Source organism: Bradyrhizobium sp. USDA 4502 (genome assembly GCF_054063355.1).
The window spans coordinates 9,028,242-9,052,102 of the sequence record NZ_JBSSGF010000001.1 but is presented as its reverse complement, the minus strand read 5'-3'; the positions used below and the strand labels follow the sequence as shown (position 1 = coordinate 9,052,102).

The following is a 23,861-nucleotide window of genomic DNA, read 5'->3' as shown; positions in this document are numbered from 1 at the left end:
GAACCGCGCCGGCCCGTCTGCAGGAAGGCGCCCCCGACCACGCTGCCGAGTATCTGCGCCGCTCGTTGGAGATTTTCCCGGAGCAGCCGTCTCAAGAATCTCTATGAAGTGCGATCTGCCGACCGCAATCCTTCAGGTATGGAACCGGAATGAGGGATTTGGAGCGACGTTGTCCGACAACTCCGTCATGATCTCCCCGACTCGCTTGGCGAATAGAAGCGTAACCGGAAGCCGAGTAATTCCGTCGCTCGAATTCCAATTCATCTTCGAAAGCAGCAGGATTTCACGCGCTCGGGCCTCGATATCCGTGTCGCCTGCCGATCCGATCTGAATGGGCGACGGAATGTGCGCACCGGGAAACTCCTCCCACCAAGGAACATATCCGCTGGTGAAGAGGAACGACTCCCCTTCGATTTGACACAGCGTTCCACGCCACGGTTCTTCAGAGCCCTTGCGGACGAGACGGAAGGGCGTCTGGCGCAACCAGACCAGGTCGCAACCGGGCACAGAACCTCTAACTGCGCGACGGAATCCCTTTTCCTCGTCGGACTGATAGATCGAAGTCTTGTGGACCACGATCCTCTTGGGCAGCAGACCTGTTCGGAGGCGATAGCCCTCCATGACGTCCTTCATCAAAGAGTAGGCTTGGGACTCGTTCAGGTAGGGCTGCCGGTCGATCCGCTGTTCGTGGCCGATGTGTGCCCCTTTCAGACAGAAGGGCTCATGGTCGGACGAGAACGCCTGCGCGACGCTGGCGTAGACGAGGTGCCCACCGCGCTTCTTCAGGTGATGGAAGGATACGCCGACGAAGCAGACGCCCTCCGGAAGGCCGGACGGACGCCAGGGCAATCCACCCGCCTTGTAGTAGAGTGCCGTGGTGAAATTCCAGTTTCTCGTCGCCTGGCTTTGGCCCGTATCGTCGTTGCGCTCAATCGTGCTCCGCCGCAGGATCTGGATGGGCACCGCGTTGTCGTACTTGTGCACTCTCGACTTCAGAGCCCGGTAGAATGTCCGGAATAGTAGATCTTCAGCGCTGGTCCGCAGCGCTTCGGCTTCGGCCAGGTCTTCCTCGCTCGGAGCGAACAGGTCGAATTGTGCGCTCTCCTCCTCCTGTTTCAAGATCTCCAGCGCGCGCCGCTCTCTCGCCGAGAGACCAGGATTCTCGATTCTGAGGTCGCCCAGTTCGTCCGGAATGCAGACCACTATGCAGTCCGGACGGGCGTCGCCGAACATGGTGACCATCGGACCTTCGAACATCTCGACGAGCGTCTCAAAGGCGTCGGCGCCGATGGGCTTCCTGAAGAGGCGATCGTAAGTGCCGTCGTCGAGGACGCGCACGAACTGATCGTCGATCTCGAATTTCGCCTTCAGCGCACGTGCCGCTCCCGGCCAATCGCGGTAGCGCCGCGCGTTCCTCTCCTTAGCCGGACGGAACAGATCGATGTCGCCGATCCATCGGCGCGCGGCGGCAACATCGGAAGCCAAGCCAATGAGACCAAGCCGAAAGCGCCGGCCGCGATTGTCGACGGGACCGTGCGCGACCAGGGCACGCCGCGGATCGACGTCCTCATGTCCGTTGTTGAACTGAACCGTTGGTTCAGGCAGGCACTTGATCTTGATCGCGATCGTCATCGATCAGTCCTTCCTCGGGAACGTCTATCGACAGGAATGAACCCTCGAGCAGGATGTCCTGTGCATCAACCTGGCTCAGGTTGATGGCCGGGGTGCCCTGCGCGATGAACCGTCCCCAGAACACGAGGTCGCCGTCGACGGCCTGATTCCTGTCGAACTTCATGCGTCGGCTCGCGCGCTTCGTCCTCGCGTATCCCGGCAGGGGTACGGAAGCGTCCGGTCCCGTGAACATGTAGAACGGCTTGAGACGCACGCCCCACAGCGACCCGACGCGCGCGACGTCGTAGGCGAAACCTTCGTTCTCGAACCAGACCGGCGGCTTGTCGCTTCTCTGCTTGACGACCTCGCGAGGCACGTTCTTTCGGGTCGGGGTGTCGTACACGTACTTGCGGGGACCCTTGTTGACGCCGACAAAATAGGCGCGCCGTTGAGACTTCATCCCGGCTTCGATCATGAGGCCATGCCTTTTCAACCGCACAAGTTGTCCCTCGAAGTGTTTGCGAAGGAACCACGTGAACACCCGCGCCAGATCCGAATCGGATTCGAGGTCCGGACGCTCGGTGACCACCACTTTCCCGTCGGTCATGACTGGACGAAGAACCGAAGTGAGGACGGCGGGCGGAGCCAGGGACCATAATTCGCCGCTCCAAAGAAGGACCGTCCCGGCCTCTTCGAGTGGGACAGCCTGCGCGATCTCCCGCAGCGTCCCTCGAACCTTGACGCGCGAAACCGCTTCGGGAAGAGCCGCGAATGGCAGGAGGTTGACGATGTAGGTCCCTATCGGCCGAGTGTCGATGGCGACGCCGGCGATACGCCCGGACGAGGTCGGCTGAAAGATCTCGGCCCGGAAGCTGTCGTCGCCGGGCGGAAACTTGAACACCGCCTGGCCGCTTCCGTCGCGTGCGTAGCGGGCCACATCGGTCAGACCGGTCCCAGCGCGCTCCATCGCGCTCATGCCAAAGAAGATGTCGCACAGCGCCCTGTTGCGAACCGACGTCAGTTCGCTCACGGGTTCGAACATTCCGTCGTCTCCGATGAGGAGCTTTTCCGTCAGCGGCTGGGAGGGGCGGCCGGGGTTGGAGAAGGAGATCTTCCGTCCCGGTTCGACGTCGATCGCGGAGGGACGAGGGTCTTCGTAGTCCCGGTGGACCAGGAGATTGACCACCAGCTCGATGAGAGCTCGCTGGTGATAGGCTAGTCTCTCTACGTGACGACCGACCGTCTTCACCTTGATCGTAGGATTGACGTCTTTGTCGCCCATCCAGTCCAGAAGATCGTTCCGTTGTTTGATGAGGTTGCCCTCAATGACCTGTCGCTTTTTTCCGTCGACGGTCGCGGTGACCACGGCGTGACGGAAGAACCGCTGCGGCTCCGCACCGAAAAGAAGAATCGCGGCGTTGGTCGGCCTCTGCGCTCCATCGCATTCGACCAGAAGTCCGTGTTCGCGCAGGAACGCCGCGAGCGTCGCGGACGTCGGCTCGCGTAGCTTGAGCTTTCTGGCATACTCGATCGCGGTGCGGAGCGTGAGGTCCAGATCCAGATCTGCGAGTGTAGCCGTCGCCGCCGGCCGGTCGTCGAACGACACTTCGCCTCCGGCCGCCGGCGAGCCCAAATTTCTCTGCTGACCGGCGAGCGAGACGTCGAGGTCGCGAAAGAGTTCGTCGAAGCCGTCGATCTCGAGGAGCCGAAAGTTGCCGCCAAGCCGGGCCTGGAGCGCGAGGACGTTCGGGTGAGGACTGTCGCCGGCGCGCTGGCACCAGAAGATGCCCTTCTTGAACGCGAGATCGCTGGCATCGCCCAGCAGGCACTCCATGATGGAAGGTTCCGCCCCCCTGTACCCGACGACGACCAGCGGAGTGGACTGCAGCAGGGGAAAGAGCAGGCTGACGAGTTTGGAATCGAGCGAGGTGACCTCTTCGGCCAAATTCTTGTCGGTATAACCCTCGGCCTTTCCGTGTAGCCAAACGACTTGCGCCCGGTTGAAGATGTCGAATTCCCGGAAGTCGCCCGGTGCTCGATTGACCTCCGAAACCGAGTGGAGATGCGGGCGCTTGTCGTTCAGCGCCTTGGGCAGGCAGATGTCGAAGTTGGTGGTAAGGAGCGTGCCGGCAAGCCCACGCAGAACGAGTTCCGCGAGCGCCCTATAGCCGATCCCAACGTCTTCAGTGGGCTGGACCAGATCGAGCAGAACCTTCTGCCGATAGGCCTGGGGCTGAAGAAGATGTTTGACCGCGAGCGGGAAATTGTCGGCGAATCGATTCTCATCGTTGATGAACCAGGACTGCTGGTTCAGCCACGCTCTCCACTCCGACGTCTTGACCTGCTCGGGTAGGACGTTTCCGCCCAAGATCCGCTCGGAGAAATACCGCCGCGCCATGCGCCGTACGGCTTCGTCCGCCAGCGGAACACCCGAGGTGAAGGAAGCGCCGGCACCGAGCAGCACGGTAGGCCGCGCCTCGTTGTTTGGGCTGAAGATCGACGCAAGCTCACGCACGCTCTGGATGTGGGACATCGGAGTGCCATCGGCTTAGGAATCGGAGGCTTGGAACAATACAGGAACAAGACGCCATGACCAGTGTCGATCCAACTACTTTCCCCCAATTTTTTTGGCGGAAACGCTGAGAGCGTCGCTACGAGGTAACGACGGCCTCGGACCGCTCGCGCTCACCCCATCCCCGCGATAGTCTCTGCTTCACGTCGTGGCGCGTCAGGACCTTCTCGCACAGCTCCCAGCGATCGCCCTTCGGAGTCACGTCACCGGCATAGCGCAGGTCGAACGCATTCGCTCGGGTCCGCCGCTCTGTGTACTCCCTCAGGCGGGCCTCCAGTTCCTCCTCGTCCTCGATCCAGTCGTCGTCAATGACGTCCGGCAACGTGCCGAAGATATCGAAGCGATTCCGCGTGCGCTCGGAGAGCTTGGCGTAGACTTTCTCGTCGACGGTTTGCTGCGCGACCCCGTGATAGAGGAGGTTCAGCATGTCGACGCAGTCGCGACGCTGACCTCATCGGCGATCTGGTGCGTACGTGTCATTCATCCCTACCAGCCAGCAGCGTTCGGATCCTGATTGTCACGTCAGCTCTTGCGACCCATGCCTTCCTGACCGACCTGCTCGCGCGGGAGCCTCTTCTGTTCCTTCAGAGGCCCGACATTCATCGACGAGAAATTTTGGGGCTGAACATGCATTATCCCGCGCTACCATCCGATTTGTGCGCCACTGCACGCATGGGCTTCCGAATCGGACCGCGCGCCCTTGCTTGGACGAGCCAACCACCTTCATGTTGCGATGCACAGATCGGCGGAATGGATCGCCTGTCATAGGGCATCGCGATGCCACGGCAAATAGCGCTACCGCCATCACTTGCACCACGGCTCATCAGTCGCGAAGCCGCGGCCGCCTACGTCTGCGTGTCACCCAACACGTTTGATGAGATGGTGAAGAACGGCCAAATGCCCCGAGCACGATTGCTTGGGGAGCGGCGTCGGGCTTGGGATGTCCGTCAACTCGACATCGCCATTGATGAACTGCCTTCCGATGGCAATAATGCTCGCGTTGATGACACGTGGAATGATGTCGATGCCCCGCAAGCTGCCGCCTTACGTCGAGCGTAATCACGTCAAGGGCCATACGTATCTATCGTTTCGTCGCGGCAAAGGACCCCGTTCTCGTTTGCCGAATGATCCCACGAGCGAAGAATTTATGGTGGCATACCAAGCCGCGTTGCTCGGCCAATTCGTACCGGTCCGAGATCGGTTTGTGCCGGCCGCGCCTGGCACTATCGCGGCGCTCATCGCCTCCTACATGAAGAGCGCCGAATACGTTGGCCTCCGTGACACGAGCAAGACGGGCTACATTGGCCGTCTTGAGACGCTCCGGATCGAACACGGTCATCGCACAGTCGCCGGGCTCTCGCGCGAGCGCATCATCACTGGCATCCTTCAACCCTATGCGAATCGCCCAGGTGCGGCACTCGATACACTGAAGAAGCTCCGGATACTGATCCGTCACGCGATCAATATCGGATGGCTGAAGCATGATCCGTCATTGGGTATCAAGCGGCCGAAGATCAAGAAAATTCGGTCGTGGACCGACGACGAAATTGAGCAATTCAAAAAATGCTGGCCGCTCGGGACCAAGCAGCGCACTGCGTTTCACCTGTTCCTCAATCTGGGTCAGCGTCGCTCCGACGTAGTCAGGATGGCGCAGACGCACATCACGCCAGAACGCAAGATCAGGATAAAGCAACAGAAGACTGGGCGCGAGCTCCTCATCCCGTTGCATCGGGACACCGTCGAAGCGCTCAACGCATATGACATGCAACGCGTCGTGATCATTACGACTGCTTATGGCAAGTCCTTCACCGTTGATGGTTTCAGTGGATGGATGCGCGACGCTATCTCGAAGGCCGGACTGCCTCTCGATTGCAAGCCGCACGGTCTACGGAAAGCCGCCGGACGTTTGCTCGCCGAAGCCGGCGCAACGGCGAAAATGATCATGGCTGTCCTCGGACACACGACGCTAGCTGAAGCTGAGCGCTATACGGAGGAGGCTGATCAGGCGGCCCTCGCGGAAGACGCGGTGATCAAGCTTGAAGGACGGAACGCGAACGGGATTTCCCAAACCGCTTCCGCAGGTTTGGGGAAAACGCCGAAAACGAAAGGGAAAGCAAGTCGAAAGGTCTCAGGCTGGCGCTCCCTAGGGGAATCGAACCCCTGTTTCAGCCTTGAGAGGGCCGCGTCCTAACCGCTAGACGAAGGGAGCGTTGAGAGGCAAGGCAATAGCCTTGAAATCCGGCCGCCGCAAGATGCCTTGTGCATTGCGGCGGGGATTTTGTCACGCATGCTTTACGAACGCCCCCGGGGGCATCCGGCGCCATAGCGCTGGATTCCGGGTTCATCGCCGCGCGATGCCCTCAGGTGTGCAATCGCGCACCCGGGAAGACGAGGCCGGGCGAGATGCCGCGCGTGCCTTTGCCGAGCGCGTCGCACCTGCACGCTACAGTGGCACCGCCCGCGCGATTGCATGATGGCCACCCTGAGATGTCATGTCGTCGTCGTGCACGGCCCTGCTTTCGCCAAATGGCAATGCAAAACACTTGGCTGTGAAGTCACCCGGCGTCCGTCTCTGCTAACATCGCAGCCCTTCACCATGCTGCGCCCCGCACGGCGCCGGACAAGCGAGAGGAGTGCTTGGAACAAAGCGCAAGCGCTTGACGGCCTTGGCGCACGGCAGATTTGGCTCACGAATATCTTGGCACAACAAACATCAGCGCGGTCGCAGGCCATGGAAGACGTTCCGCACCTCGCGCCGCACAGGTCAATAGCTTAAGCAGAGCGAGGACAGACCATGATCAAACTAAAAATCAACGGCCAGGAACAGAATTGGGACGGCGACCCGGATCTTTCGCTGCTCTGGTATCTCCGTGACGAAGCAGGCCTCACGGGCACCAAGTTCGGCTGCGGCCAGGCGCTGTGCGGCGCCTGCACCGTGATCGTCGACAAGGAGGCGGTTCGCGCCTGCATCACCTCGGTGTCCGACGTCGTCGGCCGCGAGGTCACCACCATCGAGGGGCTGCATCCGACCGGCGACCATCCGGTGCAGAAGGCCTGGCGCCAGGTCAACGTGCCGCAGTGCGGCTACTGCCAGGCCGGCCAGATCATGCAGGCCGCGGCGCTGCTGGACCAGAACCCGAAGCCGAGCCACGACCAGATCCGCGAAGCCATGGCAGGCAATATCTGCCGCTGCGGCTGCTACCAGCGGATCGAGAATGCCGTCCATCTCGCATCGACGGGGGTATGACATGAATATCCGCACCAACCCCAGCAAGCTTCGCGGCTTCGAGAAGCACGTGAAGGTCGAGAACGTTTCGCGCCGCAGCATCCTCAAGGGGCTCGGCATCGCCGGCTCTTTCGTGCTCGCCGCGCCCGTGATGACGCGCCAGGCGTTCGCCTATGAGACCGGCGCCGGCAAGATGCCGCACGGCGTCGTGGTCGATCCGCGCGTGTTCGTCGCGATCGCCCCCGACGGCATCGTCACCATCCTGGCGCACCGCTCCGAGATGGGCACCGGCGTGCGCACCAGCCTGCCCTTGATCGTCGCCGAGGAAATGGAGGCCGACTGGTCGCGCGTCCATGTCCAGCAGGCGCACGGCGACGAGGTCAAGTTCGGCAATCAGGACACCGACGGCTCGCGCAGCACGCGGCACTATCTGATCCCGATGCGCCAGATCGGCGCCTCGGCGCGCTCGATGCTGGAAGCCGCCGCCGCCAAGAAATGGGGCGTGCCGGTTACCGAGGTGAAGGCGCAGAACCACGAAGTGGTGCATAGCGCGAGCGGCCGGAAGGCAGGCTTCGGCGAACTCGCGGCCGACGCCGCGAAGGAGTCGGTGCCGAGCGTCGAGGGCCTCAAGCTGAAGGACCCCAAGGACTTCCGCTATCTCGGCAAGGGCCAGGTCTCGATCGTCGACCTGCACGACATCACCACCGGCAAGGCGAATTATGGCGCCGATGTCCGCCTGCCCGGCCTGAAATACGCCGTCATCGCGCGTCCGCCGGTCACCGGCGGCAAGCTCAAGTCGTTCGACGACAGTGCGGCCAAGAAGGTGCCGGGCGTCGAGAAGGTGATGGAGGTCAAGGGCTGGCCCTGGCCGTCCAAGTTCCAGCCGCTCGGCGGCGTGGCCGTGATCGCGCGCAACACCGGCGCCGCAATCAAGGGCCGCGACGCGCTGAAGATCGTCTGGGACGACGGCGCCAACGCCAAATACGACTCCGTCACCTATCGCGCGTCCCTCGAAGAGGCCGCGCGAAAACCCGGCCTCGTGGTGCGTAAGGAAGGCGACGCCGATGCGGCCCTGAAGACCGCCGACAAGGTGATCACGGGCGAATATTATTTGCCGCATCTCGCCCATGTCAGCATGGAGCCGCCGGTCGCGGTGGCCGACGTCAAGGGCGACAAGGCCACGATCTGGGCGCCGGTGCAGAGCCCCGGCGGCACCCGCGAGGATGTCGCCAAGACGCTTGGCATCCCCGAGGACAATGTCACCGTCAACGTGACGCTGCTCGGCGGCGGCTTCGGCCGCAAGTCGAAATGCGACTTCGCGCTCGAGGCGGCATTGCTGTCGAAGGAGCTCGGCGCGCCGGTCAAGGTGCAGTGGACCCGTGAGGACGACGTGCATCACGACTTCCTGCACACCGTCTCCGTGGAGCGGATCGAGGCCGGTCTCGACAAGAGCGGCAAGGTGATTGCGTGGCGGCACCGCAGCGTGGCGCCGACCATCGCCTCGACCTTCGCCGCCGGCGCCAATCACGAAGCGCCGTTCGAGCTCGGCATGGGCCTGATCGACAACCCGTTCGAGATCGCCAACTTGCAGTGCGAGAATCCGGAAGCGGCCGCGTTCACGCGGATCGGCTGGTTCCGCTCGGTCTCCAACATCCCGCGCGCCTTCGCGGTGCAATCCATGGTCGGGGAAATCGCGCATGCGACGGGCCGCGACCAGAAGGAGATGCTGCTGGAGCTGATCGGAAGCCCGCGGATCGTCAACCTGTCCTCGGTGAAGGATCCCTGGAACTACGGCGAGCCCTATGACAGCTACCCGATCGACACCGCGCGCTTGCGCAAGGTGGTCGAGCTGGTCGCCGAGAAGGGCGAGTGGGGCCGCAAGGTGCCGAAGGGCCACGGCCTCGGCATCGCGGTGCACCGCTCGTTCGTCAGCTACATCGCGACCATCGTCGAGGTGGCGGTCGACGACAAGGGCAAGTTCTCGGTGCCGCGGGTCGATACCGCGATCGATTGCGGCACTTACGTCAATCCGGAGCGGATCCACTCGCAGATCGAAGGCGCTGCGATCATGGGGCTCAGTCTCGCCAAATACGGCGAGATCAGCTTCAAGGACGGCAAGGTGCAGCAGGGCAATTTCGACGACTTCCCGGTGATCCGGATGGACGAGTCACCTGTGATCACCAACGTCTACATCGTGCCGCCCGGCGCCGACACCCCGCCGAGCGGCGTCGGCGAGCCCGGCGTGCCGCCGTTTGCGCCGGCCTTGATCAACGCGATCTTTGCCGCGACCGGAAAGCGCATCCGCGCTCTTCCGATCGGCAAGCAGCTGGAGACGTGAGGCTGGAACGTCAGGCGAGATAGGTCGTTCTCATCGATCAACGGGAGCAGATCGATGAGAACCCCACCTCAAACATTCGGGACACTCGCGGCAACCCTGTCCGCGGGCGTCTTGCTTTTTGCGACACAGACGGCGCTTGCCCAGACCGCCTCGCCGCCAAGCGCGACGGCGACCCGTCCGGCGCGGGTGCTGCCCGACCAGAGCTCGGTTCCGAGCAGCGGGCCGCCAGCGACCACCGGCCAGACCACTGGCGAGGCCAACCGCGATCCCACGATCAAGCAGATGAACGACGACGAGAAGCGGAAGGTCGATACCAAGGGCAAATAAAGCAAGCGCGGACCGGGAAGCGGCGGTCTCCCCATCCGCCGCCTCCCGATCGCATCGCCCCCTATCGGTGAGAAGCGCTTTCGAGCGAAACGAACACCGTTACGCTTGAAGAAAACGCGTCATAACAAGCCGGAGCTTCGGTCCTCATTCAATCAGGACCGAAGCTCAGATCGTGCCTTACTTCTTGTCGAGCGCGAACACCCAGATCACGCCGCCTTGCGGGACGTTGTTCTCGAAGCCCTTGACCTTGCCGGCCAGTGCATCCTGGATGCGTTGCGCGTCGACGCCCCAACCCGACTGGACCGCGATGTATTGCGTTCCGTCGACCTCATAGGACATCGGCATCGCCATGATGCCGGAGTTGGTCTTCTGCTCCCACAACAGCTCGCCGGTCTTGGCGTTGAAGATGCGGAACATCCGGTCGTTGGTGCCGCCGGCGAGAACCAGATCGCCCGCGGTCGCCGTCACCGAGCCGAACAGCTGCGAGGTCTTGAAGTCGTGCTGCCAGACCTTCTTGCCGGTGGCCGGATCCCACGCCTGCAACTCGCCGAAATGGTCGGCGTTCGGTGCCGGCGTCAGTCCGATGTCCTCCGGCTTGGTGCCGAGCCAGAGCTGGCCGGGTACCAGCGGCTGCTTCTCGCCCGTGAAGCCGCCGCAGAAGTTCTCGTTGGCGGGAACGTAGACGAGCTTGGTGCTCTGGCTGTACGCCGCCGACGGCCAATCCTTGCCGCCCCACAGCGACGGACAGAACTCGACCCGCTTGCCGATCACCGGCTTGTGCTCGGGATCGACGATCGGCCGGCCGGTCTCGGCCTCGATGCCTTTCCAGACGTTGGTCTTCACGAACGGCCAGCCGGACACGTAGTTGATCTTGTCGGGCTTGTTCTCGAGCACCCAGAAGATGGCGTCGCGTCCCGGGTGGATCAGGCTCTTGAACGACCGTCCGTCACGCTGCAGGTCGACCAGCATCGGCGCATCGACCTCGTCCCAGTCCCAGGAATCGTTCTGGTGATACTGGAAGTGCTTCTTGATCTTGCCCGTCTCGGGATCGAGACCGATCACCGAGCTGGTGTAGAGGTTGTCGCCGGCGTGAGCCGAGCCCGGCCACGGCGCAGCGTTGCCGACGCCCCAGAGGATCGTCTTGTTGTCCTTGTCGTAGGTGCCGGTCATCCAGGCCGATCCGCCGCCCGACTTCCAGTCGTCGCCGCTCCAGGTCTCATGCCCGGGCTCGCCCTCGCCGGGGATGGTGAAGGTGCGCCAGAGCTCCTTGCCGCTCTCGGCATCGTAGGCGACGACATAGCCGCGCACGCCGAACTCGCCGCCGGAGCCGCCGACGATCACCTTGCCGTCGACCACCAGCGGCATCAGCGTCAGGTATTGACCTTTCTTGTAGTCCTGGACCTTGGTGTCCCAGACCACCTTGCCGGTCTTGGCATCGAGCGCGACGACGTGGTCGTCGGTGGTGGCGAAGTAGACCTTGTCCTGCCACAGGCCGACGCCACGGCTGGTCGGATGCAGCTGGAACAGATCGTCGGGAAGCTGCCGCTTGTAGCGCCAATACTCCTCGCCGGTCTTGGCGTTGAGCGCGATCACCTGGCCCATCGGGGTCGCGGCGAACATCACGCCGTTGTTGACGATCGGCGGCGCCTCATGGCCCTCGATGACGCCGGTCGAGAAAGTCCAGACCGGCTTGAGGCCCTTGACGTTGGAGGTGTTGATCTGGTTGAGCGGACTATACCCCTGTCCGTCATAGGTCCGGCGATACAGCATCCAGTTGCCGGGTTCGGGATTTTCGAGCCGCGCCGAGGTCACCGAACTGTAGTTTTCGATCGGCCCCGCGACGGCATAGGTCGAAATGAGGCACGTGAATGCGACACAACTCGACAGTAACCACTGCTTGCTTGTCATGAGATGCTACCTCCCTGCTCTGTTTTGATTTTTTCAGTTTAGGTCATGCAGAAATCCCGATGTGGCCTCATCCTCCCTGCTGAGCACCCACCTTTCCGACGAATGGCGCTGCGACCGTGATCGCGCCGTCGGCAACCGTCAGCGGCAATGCCGCGAGGCGACGTGGCGCCGGCCCGAACACGACCTGCGCATTCTGCCGCGGATCGTATTCGGAGTTGTGACAGAGGCATTTCAGGACGTTCTTGTCGCCCTGCTCTTCCTTCAACCAGGCAGTTATCGGACATCCGGCATGCGTGCAGATGACCGAGTAGCAGACGATGCCGTCAGGGGCGCGGGCGCGCGTGGCATCGTCGAGTTCGCTCGGATCGAGCTTGACCAGCACGACCTCGTTCAGCCGCGAGCCCTTGCGAACGACCGAGGTGTTCGGGTCCTGCGGCCAGGCGCGAATGGGCGGGCCGCCCAAGGTCAGATCTTCCGACTTGATGACCTGGCCGGCCTTGTCGCCTTCGGCGCGCACGAGCCGATCGGCTTTTTGCGGCCGCTCGCTGGCACCGGGCTGTTCTTCATCATCGGCGGCGGCTGGTTCGATCGCGGCGAGACAGGCGCAGCCTGCGAGCGCGGTCAACACCGCGCGGCGCGTCGGGTCGGCGCACGACCCTGCCGCATCGGATTCACCGGACTGTTCGATCGAAGCGCTGGAGTTGGCTTGCGACATGGCGCAAGCTGAACGTGCAACTCGGCCGAAAAGATGGCGGCACACCTTCTCGATGCGAGAACGCATGCGCAAAAAATACGCTGCAGCTTTGGGTTGATCGACGGCGCGGCTTCGCGATTGCTGCGATCAGGGCTCGTTGACGAAGCTCAGCCTGCCGACAGGTTTCAGCGTCTTTGCATCAAATGTGCGAATCTCTGTTGCACCGCCCACGTCAAGCGTGAGGACCAATCGTTCGCCGGCGACACCGGTGGCGACGATGCGCGCGCCTTTCGGCAGCGCAGCAGTGACGTCGGAAACGGAAACGGGGCTTCCCTCGCTGCGATAAAGGCGGTAGCCGATGGCAATCAATACGACGGCCACGGCCAGTGCCGAGGTCAGGCCCGCGATCAGCATCATGCGCCGCACCCGCGCGATCAGCGCGGCCTGGTCGGGGGTCGGTTCGGTCACAGCGGTGTCGGTCATCACAAGGCTCTATCTTTGCAAGTGTCTTCGCAACAAGTCTCTTCGAATGGCGGTCGGAAGCTGGAGGTCGTCGTCGCCGGCGACGAGGGCTCGGCCCGGCTCGACCGCGTGCTCGCGCAGCGCAGTCCCGAGCTGTCCCGGTCCCGGCTGAAGGCGCTGATCCTCGCAGGTTCCGTGACCGTCAAGGACGCCGTCGTCCGCGACCCCGCTTATCATGTCGCCAAAGGCGATACGATCATAATCGACGTGCCGGAGGCCGCGCCCGCCGAGCCGCAGGGCGAGGACATCGCGCTCGATATCGTGTTCGAGGACGACGACATCATCGTCATCGACAAGCCGAGGGGCCTCGTCGTGCATCCCGCCGCCGGCCACGCCAGCGGAACGCTGGTCAACGCGCTGATCGCCCATTGCGGCTCGAGCCTGTCCGGCATCGGCGGGGTCAAGCGGCCGGGCATCGTGCACCGCCTCGACAAGGACACCACGGGGCTGATGGTGGTCGCCAAGAACGACCACGCCCACCAGTCGCTGACCGCGCAGTTCGCCGACCATGGCCGCACCGGGCCGATGGAGCGCGGCTACATGGCGTTCGTCTGGGGCGTGCCGAACCGGCCCCACGGCACGATCGACGCGCCGATCGACCGCCACCCGCACGCCCGCGAGAAGATGGCGGTGCGCCAGGGCGGCCGCGAGGCGATCACGCATTTCGAGGTGCTCTCGAGCTTCGCCGGCCGCGACGGCAAGCCGGTCGCCTCGCTGCTGGCGTGCCGGCTCGAGACCGGGCGGACCCATCAGATCAGGGTGCACCTCGCCCATCTCGGCCATCCGCTGCTCGGCGACAGCGTTTACGGCGCCCACTTCAAGACCAAGGCCGGGCAGCTCGGCGCGGAAGGTAAGGACACACTCACTGCGCTGGGCCGGCAGGCCCTGCACGCCTATCTGCTGGCATTGGAGCACCCCCGGACCGGAGAACTTTTGCACTGGGAGGCGCCTTTGCCGGAGGATTTGCTTCTTCTGCAACGGGCGCTGGAAGCGGCGGTATGACGCACCACTTCCGGAAAAGCCGCGTTATGACAACAGGTTATACCTGCCACACGGGGACGTGACGTCAGCAATCCTTCCCTATCACGGACAGTTTGGTGTATGTTGCACCTGCGCTGAATATCCAGCGCGGAACATCGCAGCATGGCCGGCTTTAACCCAGCGGCCACCTGCCGGGCCCGCCGCTATCGGGGGCCTGAACCACTGGAGGGCGCTCAAATGGCCCGTACAGCTACGTTGCCGGTCCTCAATGGAGAATCCGGCCTCTCTCGATACCTCGCCGAGATCCGCAAGTTCCCGATGCTGGAACCCCAGCAGGAGTACATGCTCGCCAAGCGTTGGCGCGAGCATGACGATCGCGACGCGGCGCATAAGCTCGTCACCAGCCATCTCAGGCTCGTGGCCAAGATCGCCATGGGCTATCGCGGCTACGGCTTGCCGATTTCCGAGGTCGTCTCGGAAGGCAATGTCGGCCTGATGCAGGCGGTGAAGCGATTCGAGCCCGAGAAGGGCTTCCGTCTCGCCACTTACGCCATGTGGTGGATCAAGGCGTCAATACAAGAGTACATTCTGCGTTCCTGGTCGCTCGTGAAGATGGGCACCACCGCGAACCAGAAGAAGCTCTTCTTCAACCTGCGCAAGGCGAAGAGCAAGATCTCCGCCCTGGAAGAGGGTGATCTCCACCCCGACCAGGTCAAGCTGATTGCCAAGCGCCTCGGCGTGACCGATCAGGACGTGATCGACATGAACCGCCGCCTCGGCGGTGACGCGTCGCTCAACGCCCCGATCCGCGACGACGGCGAAGCCGGCGAATGGCAGGACTGGCTGGTCGACAACTCGCCCAACGCCGAAGCCCTGATGGCCGAGAGCGAGGAGTTCGATCATCGCCGCCAGGCCCTGAACGGTGCGATCGGCGTGCTCAACCCGCGCGAACGCCGCATCTTCGAGGCGCGGCGTCTGGCGGATGAGCCGATGACGCTGGAAGACCTCGCCGCCGAGTTCGGCGTGTCGCGCGAGCGCGTGCGGCAGATCGAGGTCCGCGCGTTCGAGAAGGTGCAGTCGGCCGTGAAGGGCACGATTGCCCGGCAGGAAGCCGCGCTCGAAGCCGCGCACTGATCGCGCAGCAGCGAGCCAACAGACACGAAAGCCGGCGGCAACGCCGGCTTTTTTGTTGTTTGCAAAGTGGTGCTCGGCACGCACCTCGATCCGGGGCGTGTAGCCATCAATCCGCCTGCCGACGAATGTCCGCATCAGCCTCGGTACAAGCGAGGCGCGCTTGGTCATGTCGGCTAAGGGGCCAGTTTCGGACCTTCCCGACAGGCTGCAGTGTCTTCGTGCAACGCTACCTGTTCCCCGGATGCGTCAGGTGACGTAGAATGTCACGGCCCTTGAAGCGGGACGTGCCGAAATCACCGTCCGGGCAAACGAGCAGCACAGGTGCTATCGGCAGGCACACGCTCTCCTAGAGGCCGTTCTTTTTTCGGTTTCGCACCACCGTTCACCACGAACTTTGCGCGCTGCATTTGCGGCCGCTCGTTCGGTAACGTCGGGAGAAAAGCGATGAGGAAGGTCGATCGAAGGTCCGCACTGGGAATCGCGTTGGCAGCGGTTTCGACTGCCATGATCAAGCCCGCCGAGGCTCAAGCCACGGGCTACAAGGATACGGCACCTTGGCCAGGTGTCGTGTTGCGTGAATATGAAGGCGAGACACCATCCCTGATCCCAGGATTTAAGACGGTCTCAATGCGCGATGTCATTATGCAGCCGGGATCGAAGACCATGGGCCCCCCGATGATGAATGCCATGATCTGCCATATCACCGAAGGGGAGCTTCGGCTTGAACAGGAGGGAAAGACCTTTACGGGCAAGAAGAATTTTGTCTGGACCTGCAACAAGGAAACAAAAGAGCAGGCGTACAATGATGGGAATGTGGTCGCGATCATGCGGATCACGGACCTGAAGGCCTGAGGCTCTCTTTCTTCGCAAGAGATAGCAAGAGACAGATTGCAGGAGCGGATGGCGCACGCGACGGCGCGCCATCCGCGTGCAGGACCGCTTCGGGCCAGAAGGCGATATCCCTGAACTCGGATCGGGTTTCCGCTTCGTCCCCGAAAGCAGGCGTCCTGGATTTTAATGGAGTACGCGGCCCTACTCGCCCACTGCCGCGCGAGCTCATTCCGCCGAAAACCACGGAGTGTCCTATGGCTTCGCCTTCGCCGACTTCGACGGCACCTTCAAGTCACTGACGGGAAATCCGAGGGCGACGATGAACCGGCATAAACTCCAAAGCGACCCATTGATGCGCGGATATTGATACGCGGATACTTCAATCCGGGTCCTACCCGTTCCGCAGTCGGTCTCTCCGTTGGGAGATAGTCAACATGGCATCACCTGGAAAAATCCAGGAGTACGGATCGCAGGCACCGGATACGATTGCGGCGAAGTTATTCAACTTCGAAGTCGGCAAGTTCGCCATAAAGCCGGAACATTCCAATTGGCTGATCAGTGTCGTCGCTCCAAGATTGAGGAGCGGAGGAAGCCTTACAATTATAGGACTTGCGAGTCGTACCGGCAGCGACGATTTCAACATGGAATTGTCGCAGAATAGGCTGCGGGCTGTAATTGATTTGCTTCGCAAGCAAGTGCCCAACAATTTCAAAGTTGCGCTCGAGGTGGCGAAAGGGGAACGCGCGGCCAAGTATGCAGGTGAAATGGATGGGGTGGAAAACGAAGCCTGGCGTGGTGTGATCATCTCAGTTTGGAATAAGCCAAATCCACCACCGCCACCGCCACCACCGCCGCCTCAACCGAAACCTCAATTTTATCCGGAGGAACGCAAGTTCTTCAAACGTTGGCTTGGCTTCGGCGTCAAGTCTGGCGGACAGTTGTTGATCGGCGGCATCGAGAGCACGACCGCGTACGTCGTGAACCTGGGAGATTTGGAGACCTTTGATCTCCAGATTATTAGCAGCCGGTGGGGACTGGGTCTTGGAGGCAGCGGAGGGGCCGTTGCTGTTATCGGCTTTGGTTTCAGCGTTCCATATGAGTTGCACCGTGAACCCCTGAATGACTGGGGCGTCAATGTCGCATTTACCGAAAAGCTGATCTCGAAATCGGCACTACAATCGATCCATAACAGCAAGTACTTCATCGATGGCTTGAAAAACGGCAGGTACGTGGCACCCGCGCTGAATACGCGTAACACCTTTACGGCTATTGGCTTACTTCAAAACGTGAGAAATGCACTCCACACGCTGTACGGAGGATTCGAGGCAGCCAAGGGCTCGGGCGTCATTGTGCTCGACTTGCCGTTTTTAGGTGTGGGACTTGAATTGTCCGCTTTCTTGACGCGAGGAACCATGTACGTCTCGAATCCTTCCCATTGGATTGAACCGAGCTGAAGGCTCGGACGAGACTCGCCAAAGCCTTGCCGCTACCGAGGGACTTCCGGTTCACCTCGAAGACCCGGCGTTCTCGATGGTCACGCAGGCCGTCAGCGATGGTGTCCGGCGGCCCCGCGACGGGAGGGGTTCCTTTTTGCTCGCCGCCGGTGTTTCCTCTGCACGGCGGAGAACGGGCATGCGGGGATCGCTGGGGGAAAAGATCGGTGAAGGCGTCTTCGCTGATGTCCACGCCTGGGCGCCCGGTCAGGTCGTCAAATTGTCCAAGCCAGGTATCCCGCAGTGGGTCGTCCGGCACGAGATGCAAATGACCCGCGCGGTCTTCGCCGCCGGCGGCCCGGCGCCGGAGGTGCTCGGCGAAGTCACCCTGGACGGCCGCTTTGGCATCGTGCTGCCGCAGTTCGATGGGCCGACCCTGACGCAGGCTACGCGCACCGGCGCCATCACGCGTGAACAAGCGGGCGCAATCCTCGCGACGCTCTGCCTTGCCGTCCACAAGACGCGACCGCCGCCGGACGCACTCTCGCTGCGCAAGGCGATGGACGCCCGATTGCGGTTCGGCGGCAGCGTGCTTCCGGAGCGCATCACCACCGGCGTCCTCGCGCTGATCGAGCACCTCTCGCCCGATGACGTGCTGTGCCATTCCGATCTTCACCCCGGCAACGTGATCATGACGGCGCAGCGTCCGAGACTGATCGACTGGCTCGGCGCGGCTCGTGCGCCCGCCGCCTACGAGATTGCACAGTGCCATGTCCTGATTGCCGAGCTTGACCCGGAACACGGCGACGATCCGGAGCGGGCCACGGTCAATTCGGCTCTGCAGGCGGAGTATGCGCGGCTGGCCGGCATAGCCCCTGCGGCGCTCACGGCGGCGATGCAGCCCTATTTGCCGATCGTCCGCGTCTTCCTCCTGCTCGGCGGGGCCATGCCTGAGATGCGGGAGCGGCTGATCCAGCGCGTCGAGGCGGCCCTGCGCCCGGCGGGGTGATTACTCCCGGTCATCCCGCCTACGCCAAGGCTACGCCGGGCCGACATACTCGCTCGGCCGCCGAAGCTTCAGCGAAGGCGGCATGCCCGGCCATGGCCGTTCGAACAACGGCGTCGCTTCGCTCCGCCTATGACGAGTGACCATAGGGTGAGGGTCACAGCAACACGGGAGCTAAAGATGCAGGGATCGCTGGGGGAAAAGATCGGTGAAGGCGCCTACTCCGAAGCCTACGCCTGGGCGCCGGGGCAAGTCGTCAAACTGTTCAAGCCCGGCTTGCCGCGGCGGATGCCCTGGTTCGAGGTGCACATGATCCGCGCCGTCCACGCTGCCGGCGCTCCGGTGCCGGAGGTGTTCGGAGAGGTGACCCTGGACGGGCGCTTCGGCATCGTGCTGCAGCGCCTCGACGGACCGACCCTGCTGCAGCTAACCCGAACCGGCGCGGTGACGTTCGAACAGGCCGGCGCGATCGTCGCGGCTCTTGCCATGTCCATTCACAAGACGCCCCTGCCGCCGGAGGTCCTCTCCATGCGCGAGTATATGGAGGCTCAGTTGGAGCACGACGACGGCAAGCTACCGAAGCACATCGCCACTGAAATCCTCGCGCTGATCGATCGCTTGCCGCCGGGCGACGGGCTCTGCCATACCGACCTGAGCCCCGGTTACGTGATCATGACAGCGGAAGGCCCAAAGCTGGTCGACTGGGTCAGCGCGATGCGCGGGCCCGCCGTCCTCGAGCTTGGGTTCTTGCGCGTGATCCTGTCCGAGCTTGGGCCGGAAGTCGCCGACAATCCGGAGCGGCCGCGCGCGACCAATGCGGCGGCGCAATCCGAATATGCCCGGCTCAACGGCATGTCTCTCGCGGATCTAACGGCGGCAATGGAGCCGTATTTGCCCATCGTCCGCACCTTCGCCGTTCTCGGCAACGCGGTGCCTTCGCTGCGGGAGCAGCTGATCCAGCGCATCGAAGCGGCACTGCGCTCGGGAGACTGAATTGTTCTGGTCGCGCGTATGGCTCCGGTCTGGCCGCCAGATCGGAGCCATTTCATTTTGCCGGTCCGTGCGTTTGATCGGCCAACATGATGGTGACCTCTCTCCGCACGCTTCACAGCGCTCCGTCGCAATTCATCGAACGGCGCTCAATTGCCTGGCGTTTTCGAACCTTGCTTGGGCCTCTGAGAGGGCACTGTCGATGGCGAGTCCCAGTCAATCATCTTCAAGCAAATGAGGAGTTCGACATAGCTTTGTACTTGCCCTGACCCTGCCATGAGTTCGCAACTTTCTCGCGGTCCCGCCGGGACAGTTAGCCAGATCGAGTTTAGCTGCTGCCGCGCAACCGCCTCGTCACTCACGCACTTGCTCGCGTCCTGGGGAAGTCCCGACGCTTTATCGTCAACGGAAACGTCCGCGCAAAGCGACTTGATGTCGAAGTTGGGAACACTGTCTGAAATTTGTACGGGCGGCTGACCAACGAGCGATAATGCCAAGAGCGCTGCCCTCATGAGATCTCCCTCCCCGTCCGGTGCGCCCAGCTGGAAGGCGGATTGAGCTGGGACTGACGCGGCTTCGGAGGCTGTAGCGGCCGCCCTCCGCCCACGACGTTACATTGCGCCTTTTTCCCAGTTTCTATCCACTACGAACCGCAATGCTGCGGCGCGCTACTACTTTTGCGCACGCGATTTGCCTGCCAGTCTGTTGGTGACGAATAGTTCGGAATGGCAATTGCCGCGGGCATTTGCCGATTTACGATGTGCTCAGTGAGACGTGATCCCTAACGCGAAAGGACGGCTGTGACCGCGGGCCCTGCATGCTGGTGCTCTTGGCCGTCGCGATGGTGTGGGGGTTGTAGCGCTGATCATCCGAGCAGAAGAGCGCCGCCGACGAAGAAAACGATCGCTAGAGCTATCAGGCTGTACTCGACGCCATCCATCCCGATCGACCATCGAACGAGGAACCAAGCAAGCCCCAGCTCAGGGGGTGAGCTGGGGCTGCCGGGGCTGGAAGGCTGTAGCGGCACAGCCTCTACTCACGACGCTACGACTTTCCCGAATTTGATCCACAAGAAACCGCTGTTGCTGCAGCGCGCTACTACCAATGCCCCACGCACGCGATCATACGGTCTCATACAGCGCACCGACGCCTGGCATGCCGCAGGTTACGGTGCGGCCACCCAGCCCATTTTGAACGGGGCTGCTTCTCAAGTTGTAGATCTGGGACAGAAGAATTGAGTTACTGGGCGTCGGCCATCTTCGATCGAGAAGCCTGCGGTTGCGCGTTGACTGCCGAGGGCCGGCTCGACGGCGACGCCGGTTCCTGCGATGAGACGGCGGCGTCGGGCAGCGCGCCCGGGGATGGTCGATGGGCGGCGGGTGCCGGAAGCACGATCACTTTCGCGCCGACTTTCACCCGATCATAGAGGTCCGTGACGTCGTCATTGGTGAGCCGGATGCAGCCGGACGAAACCCGCTTCCCGATTGTATCGGGCTTGTTGGTGCCGTGAATTCTGTATTCGGTATCGCCCAGATACATCGCCCGGGCACCGAGCGGATTGCCGGGGCCGCCCGCCATGAACCGCGGCAGATAAGGCTGGCGCGAAATCATCTCTGCCGGCGGACGCCAATCCGGCCACTCTGTCTTGCGGGCCACGACCTGTTCACCGGACCATGTGAAACCTTCGCGGCCGACACCGATGCCGTAGCGCATCGCCTGCCCGCCATTCAGAACCAGATAGAGGAATGTGTTTCCGGTATCGATGACGACGGTGCCCGGCGGCTGGTGACTGACGTAGTCAACCACCTGCCGAGCAAATTTTCCGGGAGCGTCAGCGGCTTTTGGTGTTTCGATCCGGGGCGCGGCGACCGGGATCGGAACCGGAGCTGGCGCTGGAGCCTGAACCGCCGCCGCTACGTGAATGGGAGTCGACGGCGCAGGACTAGATGGTGCCGGCACCTGGTGCGCGGCTTGCTTCCGTATCGGTTGAACGCTCGCCGGCCGCCACAGCAAGCCGTACCCCAATGCGGCAGCGGCCACGACGCCAACTACAACTCTTCCGGCCACTGGTAGCGCGAGCGTCTCGGTCTTTCCACGTTTGGCCCGCTTACCCATACCTCTCCCCTGATCGCTGTGCCCGGAAGGGGTATCCGGCAAATTTTAACAAGCTTCGAAGCGATGTCGCCCAGGCTGGAAATCGCCAAGCGTCGTTAACGCCAGCCCCTGTGCTGCAACACCCATCGTCCACATTCGATCGCCGGTTCGGGCAAAGCAAGGGCCGCCCAAAGGCGGCCCTCGCGCAAAGATGCAACATCACTTCAATGTATAGGTACCAGTCTGGTGATTGCAGTCTTGAAAGGTTCCCTCTTTGATGACCGGGAAAGGCCCTAAGGGTTGTATCGTTGCGGTCATGACCATGCCGTCGTACTTCCCAGTCCCCGCGACTGTCTCTCTGGTTACCTTTCCTTCTGACGTCGAGAAGTACGAAAGTCGCTTATCACCGTCGCGGTCAATGGACTCGCAGACCGTGGTGCCAGTAATTTTCCCACCAAGAGACGCACTAACCCCTACGCACCGGAATGTATCTTTGTCGAAAAGCCCACCCGGAGGATTGCTTCGGATAGAGCCGGTATGCTCATAGCTTCGCGCGATGTGGGTCTTGGAAAATGAGATAGTGCTGCTCGTGCCCGACCAGCACGCCGTGTAATCGAAGTTGCCTTCTTTTGGGAGCTCGGCGGCGAAAGCAGACGGTGCCAACGCAAAGACGATCAACGCTAAGGGATACCTGCATGCGCTTTCCATAGTACCCTCCGTATGGATTGGCAGAACGAACGATGCCAACGCGAGCGTGAGAGGACGCATTGATCCAGATCAATGGATGAAGACGAGGAAATGTCCGCGATGGGTCAAGGCTGCCCTGGCCAGTCCGTAGGATAGGTAGAGCGCAGCGATACCCATCATCCCACCGCGCAGCACAAGCTTGATGGGTATCGCTGCGCTCCACCCATCCTACGAAGCGGACAAAACAGGCGCTTTTGGCTATGTCGGCCAGGGTCCAAAAGCAGACGAATTATTGCGCTTCGGCGCGGAGACGGGTTGGCCAACCGACACGGACCGACGTTTCATCCGGGTCAGAGATCGCGAATTCGTACATCCCCCACGGCTTGTCTTCGGGTGATTGCTGAAATTCGCGCGCCGCAGCATCAACACTCTCGAGGTAAAGATAAAGCCCAAAAGGGTTTCTGCCCGGCGTCAGCCATCCCTCGACCGCGTCCGTCAGATGTAGATATCCGCCCTTCCCGTTCGACAGCATGCGATAGGTGTCGGGCTCTCCCGGAGCAGGCCTTTCGCTGTCCGGGCGCGCAAAGCCCAGCCGATTGTAGAACCGCTCCGACGCATCAAGGTCATTGCACGGCAGGATCGCGATCAAAGCTCCAGAAGGGCTCATCTTGGTGCACTCCAACGTCACGCAACAACTTGCGTCCGCACTTCTCAATGTCTGAAAATTTGTCACCTTTAAGGTGGGAGTTGGGGTTGGGACAGCCAGATGACCGCTTCAGAAGGCGATATCGCCGAGGTCGGGTCGGGTTGCCGCTTCGTCACGAAACGCTAGCGTCCCGGATCTTGATGAGTACCCGCCCTACTCGCCCCACTGCCGCGCCATGGTGGCGAGCGCGCAGCCCTCGCAGTAGCGGGCATCCTTGAAGTCGATCCAGTTGTGGGCGTAGACGCGCTCCGGCGGGATGCCGTAACGCGCGCGCAGCAGCTTCACCAGCACCCGCCAGGCCGCGACCTGTGCGTCGGTCGGGCCCCTCGTGACGTCGGGGTAATTGCCAGCGAACTCGACGCCGATCGACGTGTCCTTGTTCACTTGGTGATAGGTCTTGCTGTTGTCGATGTATTTGCTGTCGTTGCGATCGGCGCCGTCTGTGTGGGTCGGAACGAGGTTGTCGGAGACCGCCCAATAGACCGTGCCGTCGGTTTCGACCCAGACCATGACGCCGCGCCGGGTCGGGTTCTTGTGCTGCGCCTCGGCGCCGTATCGCGCCGAGCCCTGCGGCCCCTCGGTCTGGTGCACGATGATGTTGCGCCAGGGATGCGATCTGGTGACGTCGCCCCAGGCCGCCAGCCAGACCATCTTCAAGCCGGGAATCTCGGGCGTGCCTTGCGATCGCGCGATGGTCGCGAGATCGGGCGTTTCGGCCGATGCGGCAGCGAACAGGACAAGCACAAGAAGTGCGGTGAGCAGGCGAGGCATCATCACGGAGATCCGGTGTCGTCTCTCGTT

The 23,861-nt window shown here is 62.3% G+C and carries 19 protein-coding genes, 1 tRNA gene and 1 pseudogene; 10 read left to right on the top strand and 11 right to left on the bottom strand.

Translation table 11 applies throughout. The features are described from left to right. Nucleotides 1-132: 132 nt before the first annotated feature. The 4 genes from ACVW1B_RS42255 to ACVW1B_RS42240 all read right to left on the bottom strand — a co-directional run bounded on the left by ACVW1B_RS42255 (nucleotide 133) and on the right by ACVW1B_RS42240 (nucleotide 5,666). Entirely contained in the window at nucleotides 133-1,632 is a 1,500-nt protein-coding gene (locus ACVW1B_RS42255; RefSeq protein ID WP_456822980.1) for a hypothetical protein, read from the bottom strand. Next, the gene (locus ACVW1B_RS42250; RefSeq protein ID WP_456822979.1) at nucleotides 1,598-4,144 is read right to left on the bottom strand and encodes a hypothetical protein; all 2,547 of its coding nucleotides are present in this window, start codon (nucleotides 4,142-4,144) and stop codon (nucleotides 1,598-1,600) included. Before ACVW1B_RS42250 ends, ACVW1B_RS42255 begins: the two co-directional genes overlap by 35 nt. Nucleotides 4,145-4,262: 118 nt before the next feature. Further along, the gene (locus tag ACVW1B_RS42245; RefSeq protein WP_456822978.1) at nucleotides 4,263-4,610 is read right to left on the bottom strand and encodes a hypothetical protein; all 348 of its coding nucleotides are present in this window, start codon (nucleotides 4,608-4,610) and stop codon (nucleotides 4,263-4,265) included. Nucleotides 4,611-5,264: 654 nt separating this feature from the next. Beyond that, entirely contained in the window at nucleotides 5,265-5,666 is a 402-nt protein-coding gene (locus ACVW1B_RS42240; protein ID WP_456822977.1) for a hypothetical protein, read from the bottom strand. 9 nt (nucleotides 5,667-5,675) lie between these two features. On the opposite strand from ACVW1B_RS42240, the pseudogene ACVW1B_RS42235 reads away from it, so the two are divergent. Then, nucleotides 5,676-6,128 (top strand): annotated as a pseudogene (locus tag ACVW1B_RS42235) (tyrosine-type recombinase/integrase); the annotation flags it as partial. 189 nt (nucleotides 6,129-6,317) lie between these two features. Here ACVW1B_RS42235 and ACVW1B_RS42230 read toward each other — a convergent pair. Next, nucleotides 6,318-6,392 (bottom strand) — tRNA-Glu (locus ACVW1B_RS42230). A gap of 585 nt (nucleotides 6,393-6,977) precedes the next feature. On the opposite strand from ACVW1B_RS42230, the gene ACVW1B_RS42225 reads away from it, so the two are divergent. The 3 genes from ACVW1B_RS42225 to ACVW1B_RS42215 are packed head-to-tail and all read left to right on the top strand — an operon-like array spanning nucleotide 6,978 to nucleotide 10,074. Next, nucleotides 6,978-7,430: a (2Fe-2S)-binding protein gene (locus ACVW1B_RS42225; protein WP_028333166.1), complete on the top strand. Its 453-nt coding sequence runs from the start codon at nucleotides 6,978-6,980 to the stop codon at nucleotides 7,428-7,430. Between the two features lies 1 nt (nucleotide 7,431). Further along, a complete protein-coding gene (locus tag ACVW1B_RS42220) occupies nucleotides 7,432-9,747 on the top strand; it encodes a xanthine dehydrogenase family protein molybdopterin-binding subunit (protein ID WP_225647995.1) in 2,316 nt (771 codons plus the stop codon). A gap of 54 nt (nucleotides 9,748-9,801) precedes the next feature. Next, the gene (locus ACVW1B_RS42215; RefSeq protein ID WP_310879708.1) at nucleotides 9,802-10,074 is read left to right on the top strand and encodes a hypothetical protein; all 273 of its coding nucleotides are present in this window, start codon (nucleotides 9,802-9,804) and stop codon (nucleotides 10,072-10,074) included. Nucleotides 10,075-10,251: 177 nt separating this feature from the next. Here the strand turns inward: ACVW1B_RS42215 and ACVW1B_RS42210 are convergent, their stop codons facing one another. The 3 genes from ACVW1B_RS42210 to ACVW1B_RS42200 form a co-directional block, all read right to left on the bottom strand. Then, the gene (locus ACVW1B_RS42210) at nucleotides 10,252-11,982 is read right to left on the bottom strand and encodes a methanol/ethanol family PQQ-dependent dehydrogenase (RefSeq protein ID WP_225159733.1); all 1,731 of its coding nucleotides are present in this window, start codon (nucleotides 11,980-11,982) and stop codon (nucleotides 10,252-10,254) included. 67 nt (nucleotides 11,983-12,049) lie between these two features. Continuing rightward, entirely contained in the window at nucleotides 12,050-12,697 is a 648-nt protein-coding gene (locus tag ACVW1B_RS42205; protein ID WP_253604091.1) for a QcrA and Rieske domain-containing protein, read from the bottom strand. A gap of 126 nt (nucleotides 12,698-12,823) precedes the next feature. Next, a complete protein-coding gene (locus ACVW1B_RS42200) occupies nucleotides 12,824-13,159 on the bottom strand; it encodes a hypothetical protein (protein ID WP_028333161.1) in 336 nt (111 codons plus the stop codon). Nucleotides 13,160-13,180: 21 nt separating this feature from the next. Here ACVW1B_RS42200 and ACVW1B_RS42195 point away from each other — a divergent pair, with 21 nt between their 5' ends. The 6 genes from ACVW1B_RS42195 (at nucleotide 13,181) to ACVW1B_RS42170 (ending at nucleotide 19,576) form a co-directional block, all read left to right on the top strand. After that, nucleotides 13,181-14,200 carry an RluA family pseudouridine synthase gene (locus ACVW1B_RS42195; protein ID WP_244435987.1) on the top strand — a complete coding sequence of 340 codons (1,020 nt, stop codon included), beginning with the start codon at nucleotides 13,181-13,183 and terminating at the stop codon, nucleotides 14,198-14,200. Between the two features lie 216 nt (nucleotides 14,201-14,416). Beyond that, nucleotides 14,417-15,313 carry an RNA polymerase sigma factor RpoH gene (gene rpoH / locus ACVW1B_RS42190; RefSeq protein WP_024581019.1) on the top strand — a complete coding sequence of 299 codons (897 nt, stop codon included), beginning with the start codon at nucleotides 14,417-14,419 and terminating at the stop codon, nucleotides 15,311-15,313. 444 nt (nucleotides 15,314-15,757) lie between these two features. Then, nucleotides 15,758-16,165 (top strand): hypothetical protein, encoded by a 408-nt coding sequence (locus ACVW1B_RS42185; RefSeq protein WP_253604095.1) that lies wholly within the window; start codon nucleotides 15,758-15,760, stop codon nucleotides 16,163-16,165. Nucleotides 16,166-16,578: 413 nt separating this feature from the next. Beyond that, the gene (locus tag ACVW1B_RS42180) at nucleotides 16,579-17,598 is read left to right on the top strand and encodes a hypothetical protein (RefSeq protein ID WP_456822976.1); all 1,020 of its coding nucleotides are present in this window, start codon (nucleotides 16,579-16,581) and stop codon (nucleotides 17,596-17,598) included. A 178-nt stretch (nucleotides 17,599-17,776) separates the two neighbouring features. Continuing rightward, entirely contained in the window at nucleotides 17,777-18,586 is an 810-nt protein-coding gene (locus ACVW1B_RS42175; RefSeq protein WP_456822975.1) for a phosphotransferase, read from the top strand. A 177-nt stretch (nucleotides 18,587-18,763) separates the two neighbouring features. Beyond that, nucleotides 18,764-19,576, top strand: a complete 813-nt coding sequence (locus tag ACVW1B_RS42170) for a phosphotransferase (protein ID WP_456822974.1) — start codon at nucleotides 18,764-18,766, stop codon at nucleotides 19,574-19,576. Between the two features lie 1,236 nt (nucleotides 19,577-20,812). On the opposite strand, the gene ACVW1B_RS42165 is transcribed toward ACVW1B_RS42170, so the two are convergent. The 3 genes from ACVW1B_RS42165 to ACVW1B_RS42155 all read right to left on the bottom strand — a co-directional run bounded on the left by ACVW1B_RS42165 (nucleotide 20,813) and on the right by ACVW1B_RS42155 (nucleotide 23,834). After that, nucleotides 20,813-21,688, bottom strand: coding sequence for a L,D-transpeptidase (locus tag ACVW1B_RS42165; protein ID WP_456822973.1), 876 nt, complete (start codon nucleotides 21,686-21,688; stop codon nucleotides 20,813-20,815). Nucleotides 21,689-22,643: 955 nt separating this feature from the next. After that, on the bottom strand, nucleotides 22,644-23,021 hold the full coding sequence (locus ACVW1B_RS42160; RefSeq protein ID WP_456822972.1) for a VOC family protein: 378 nt from the start codon (nucleotides 23,019-23,021) through the stop codon (nucleotides 22,644-22,646). A 192-nt stretch (nucleotides 23,022-23,213) separates the two neighbouring features. After that, nucleotides 23,214-23,834, bottom strand: coding sequence for a peptidoglycan recognition protein family protein (locus tag ACVW1B_RS42155; RefSeq protein ID WP_456822971.1), 621 nt, complete (start codon nucleotides 23,832-23,834; stop codon nucleotides 23,214-23,216). Nucleotides 23,835-23,861 lie beyond the last annotated feature (27 nt).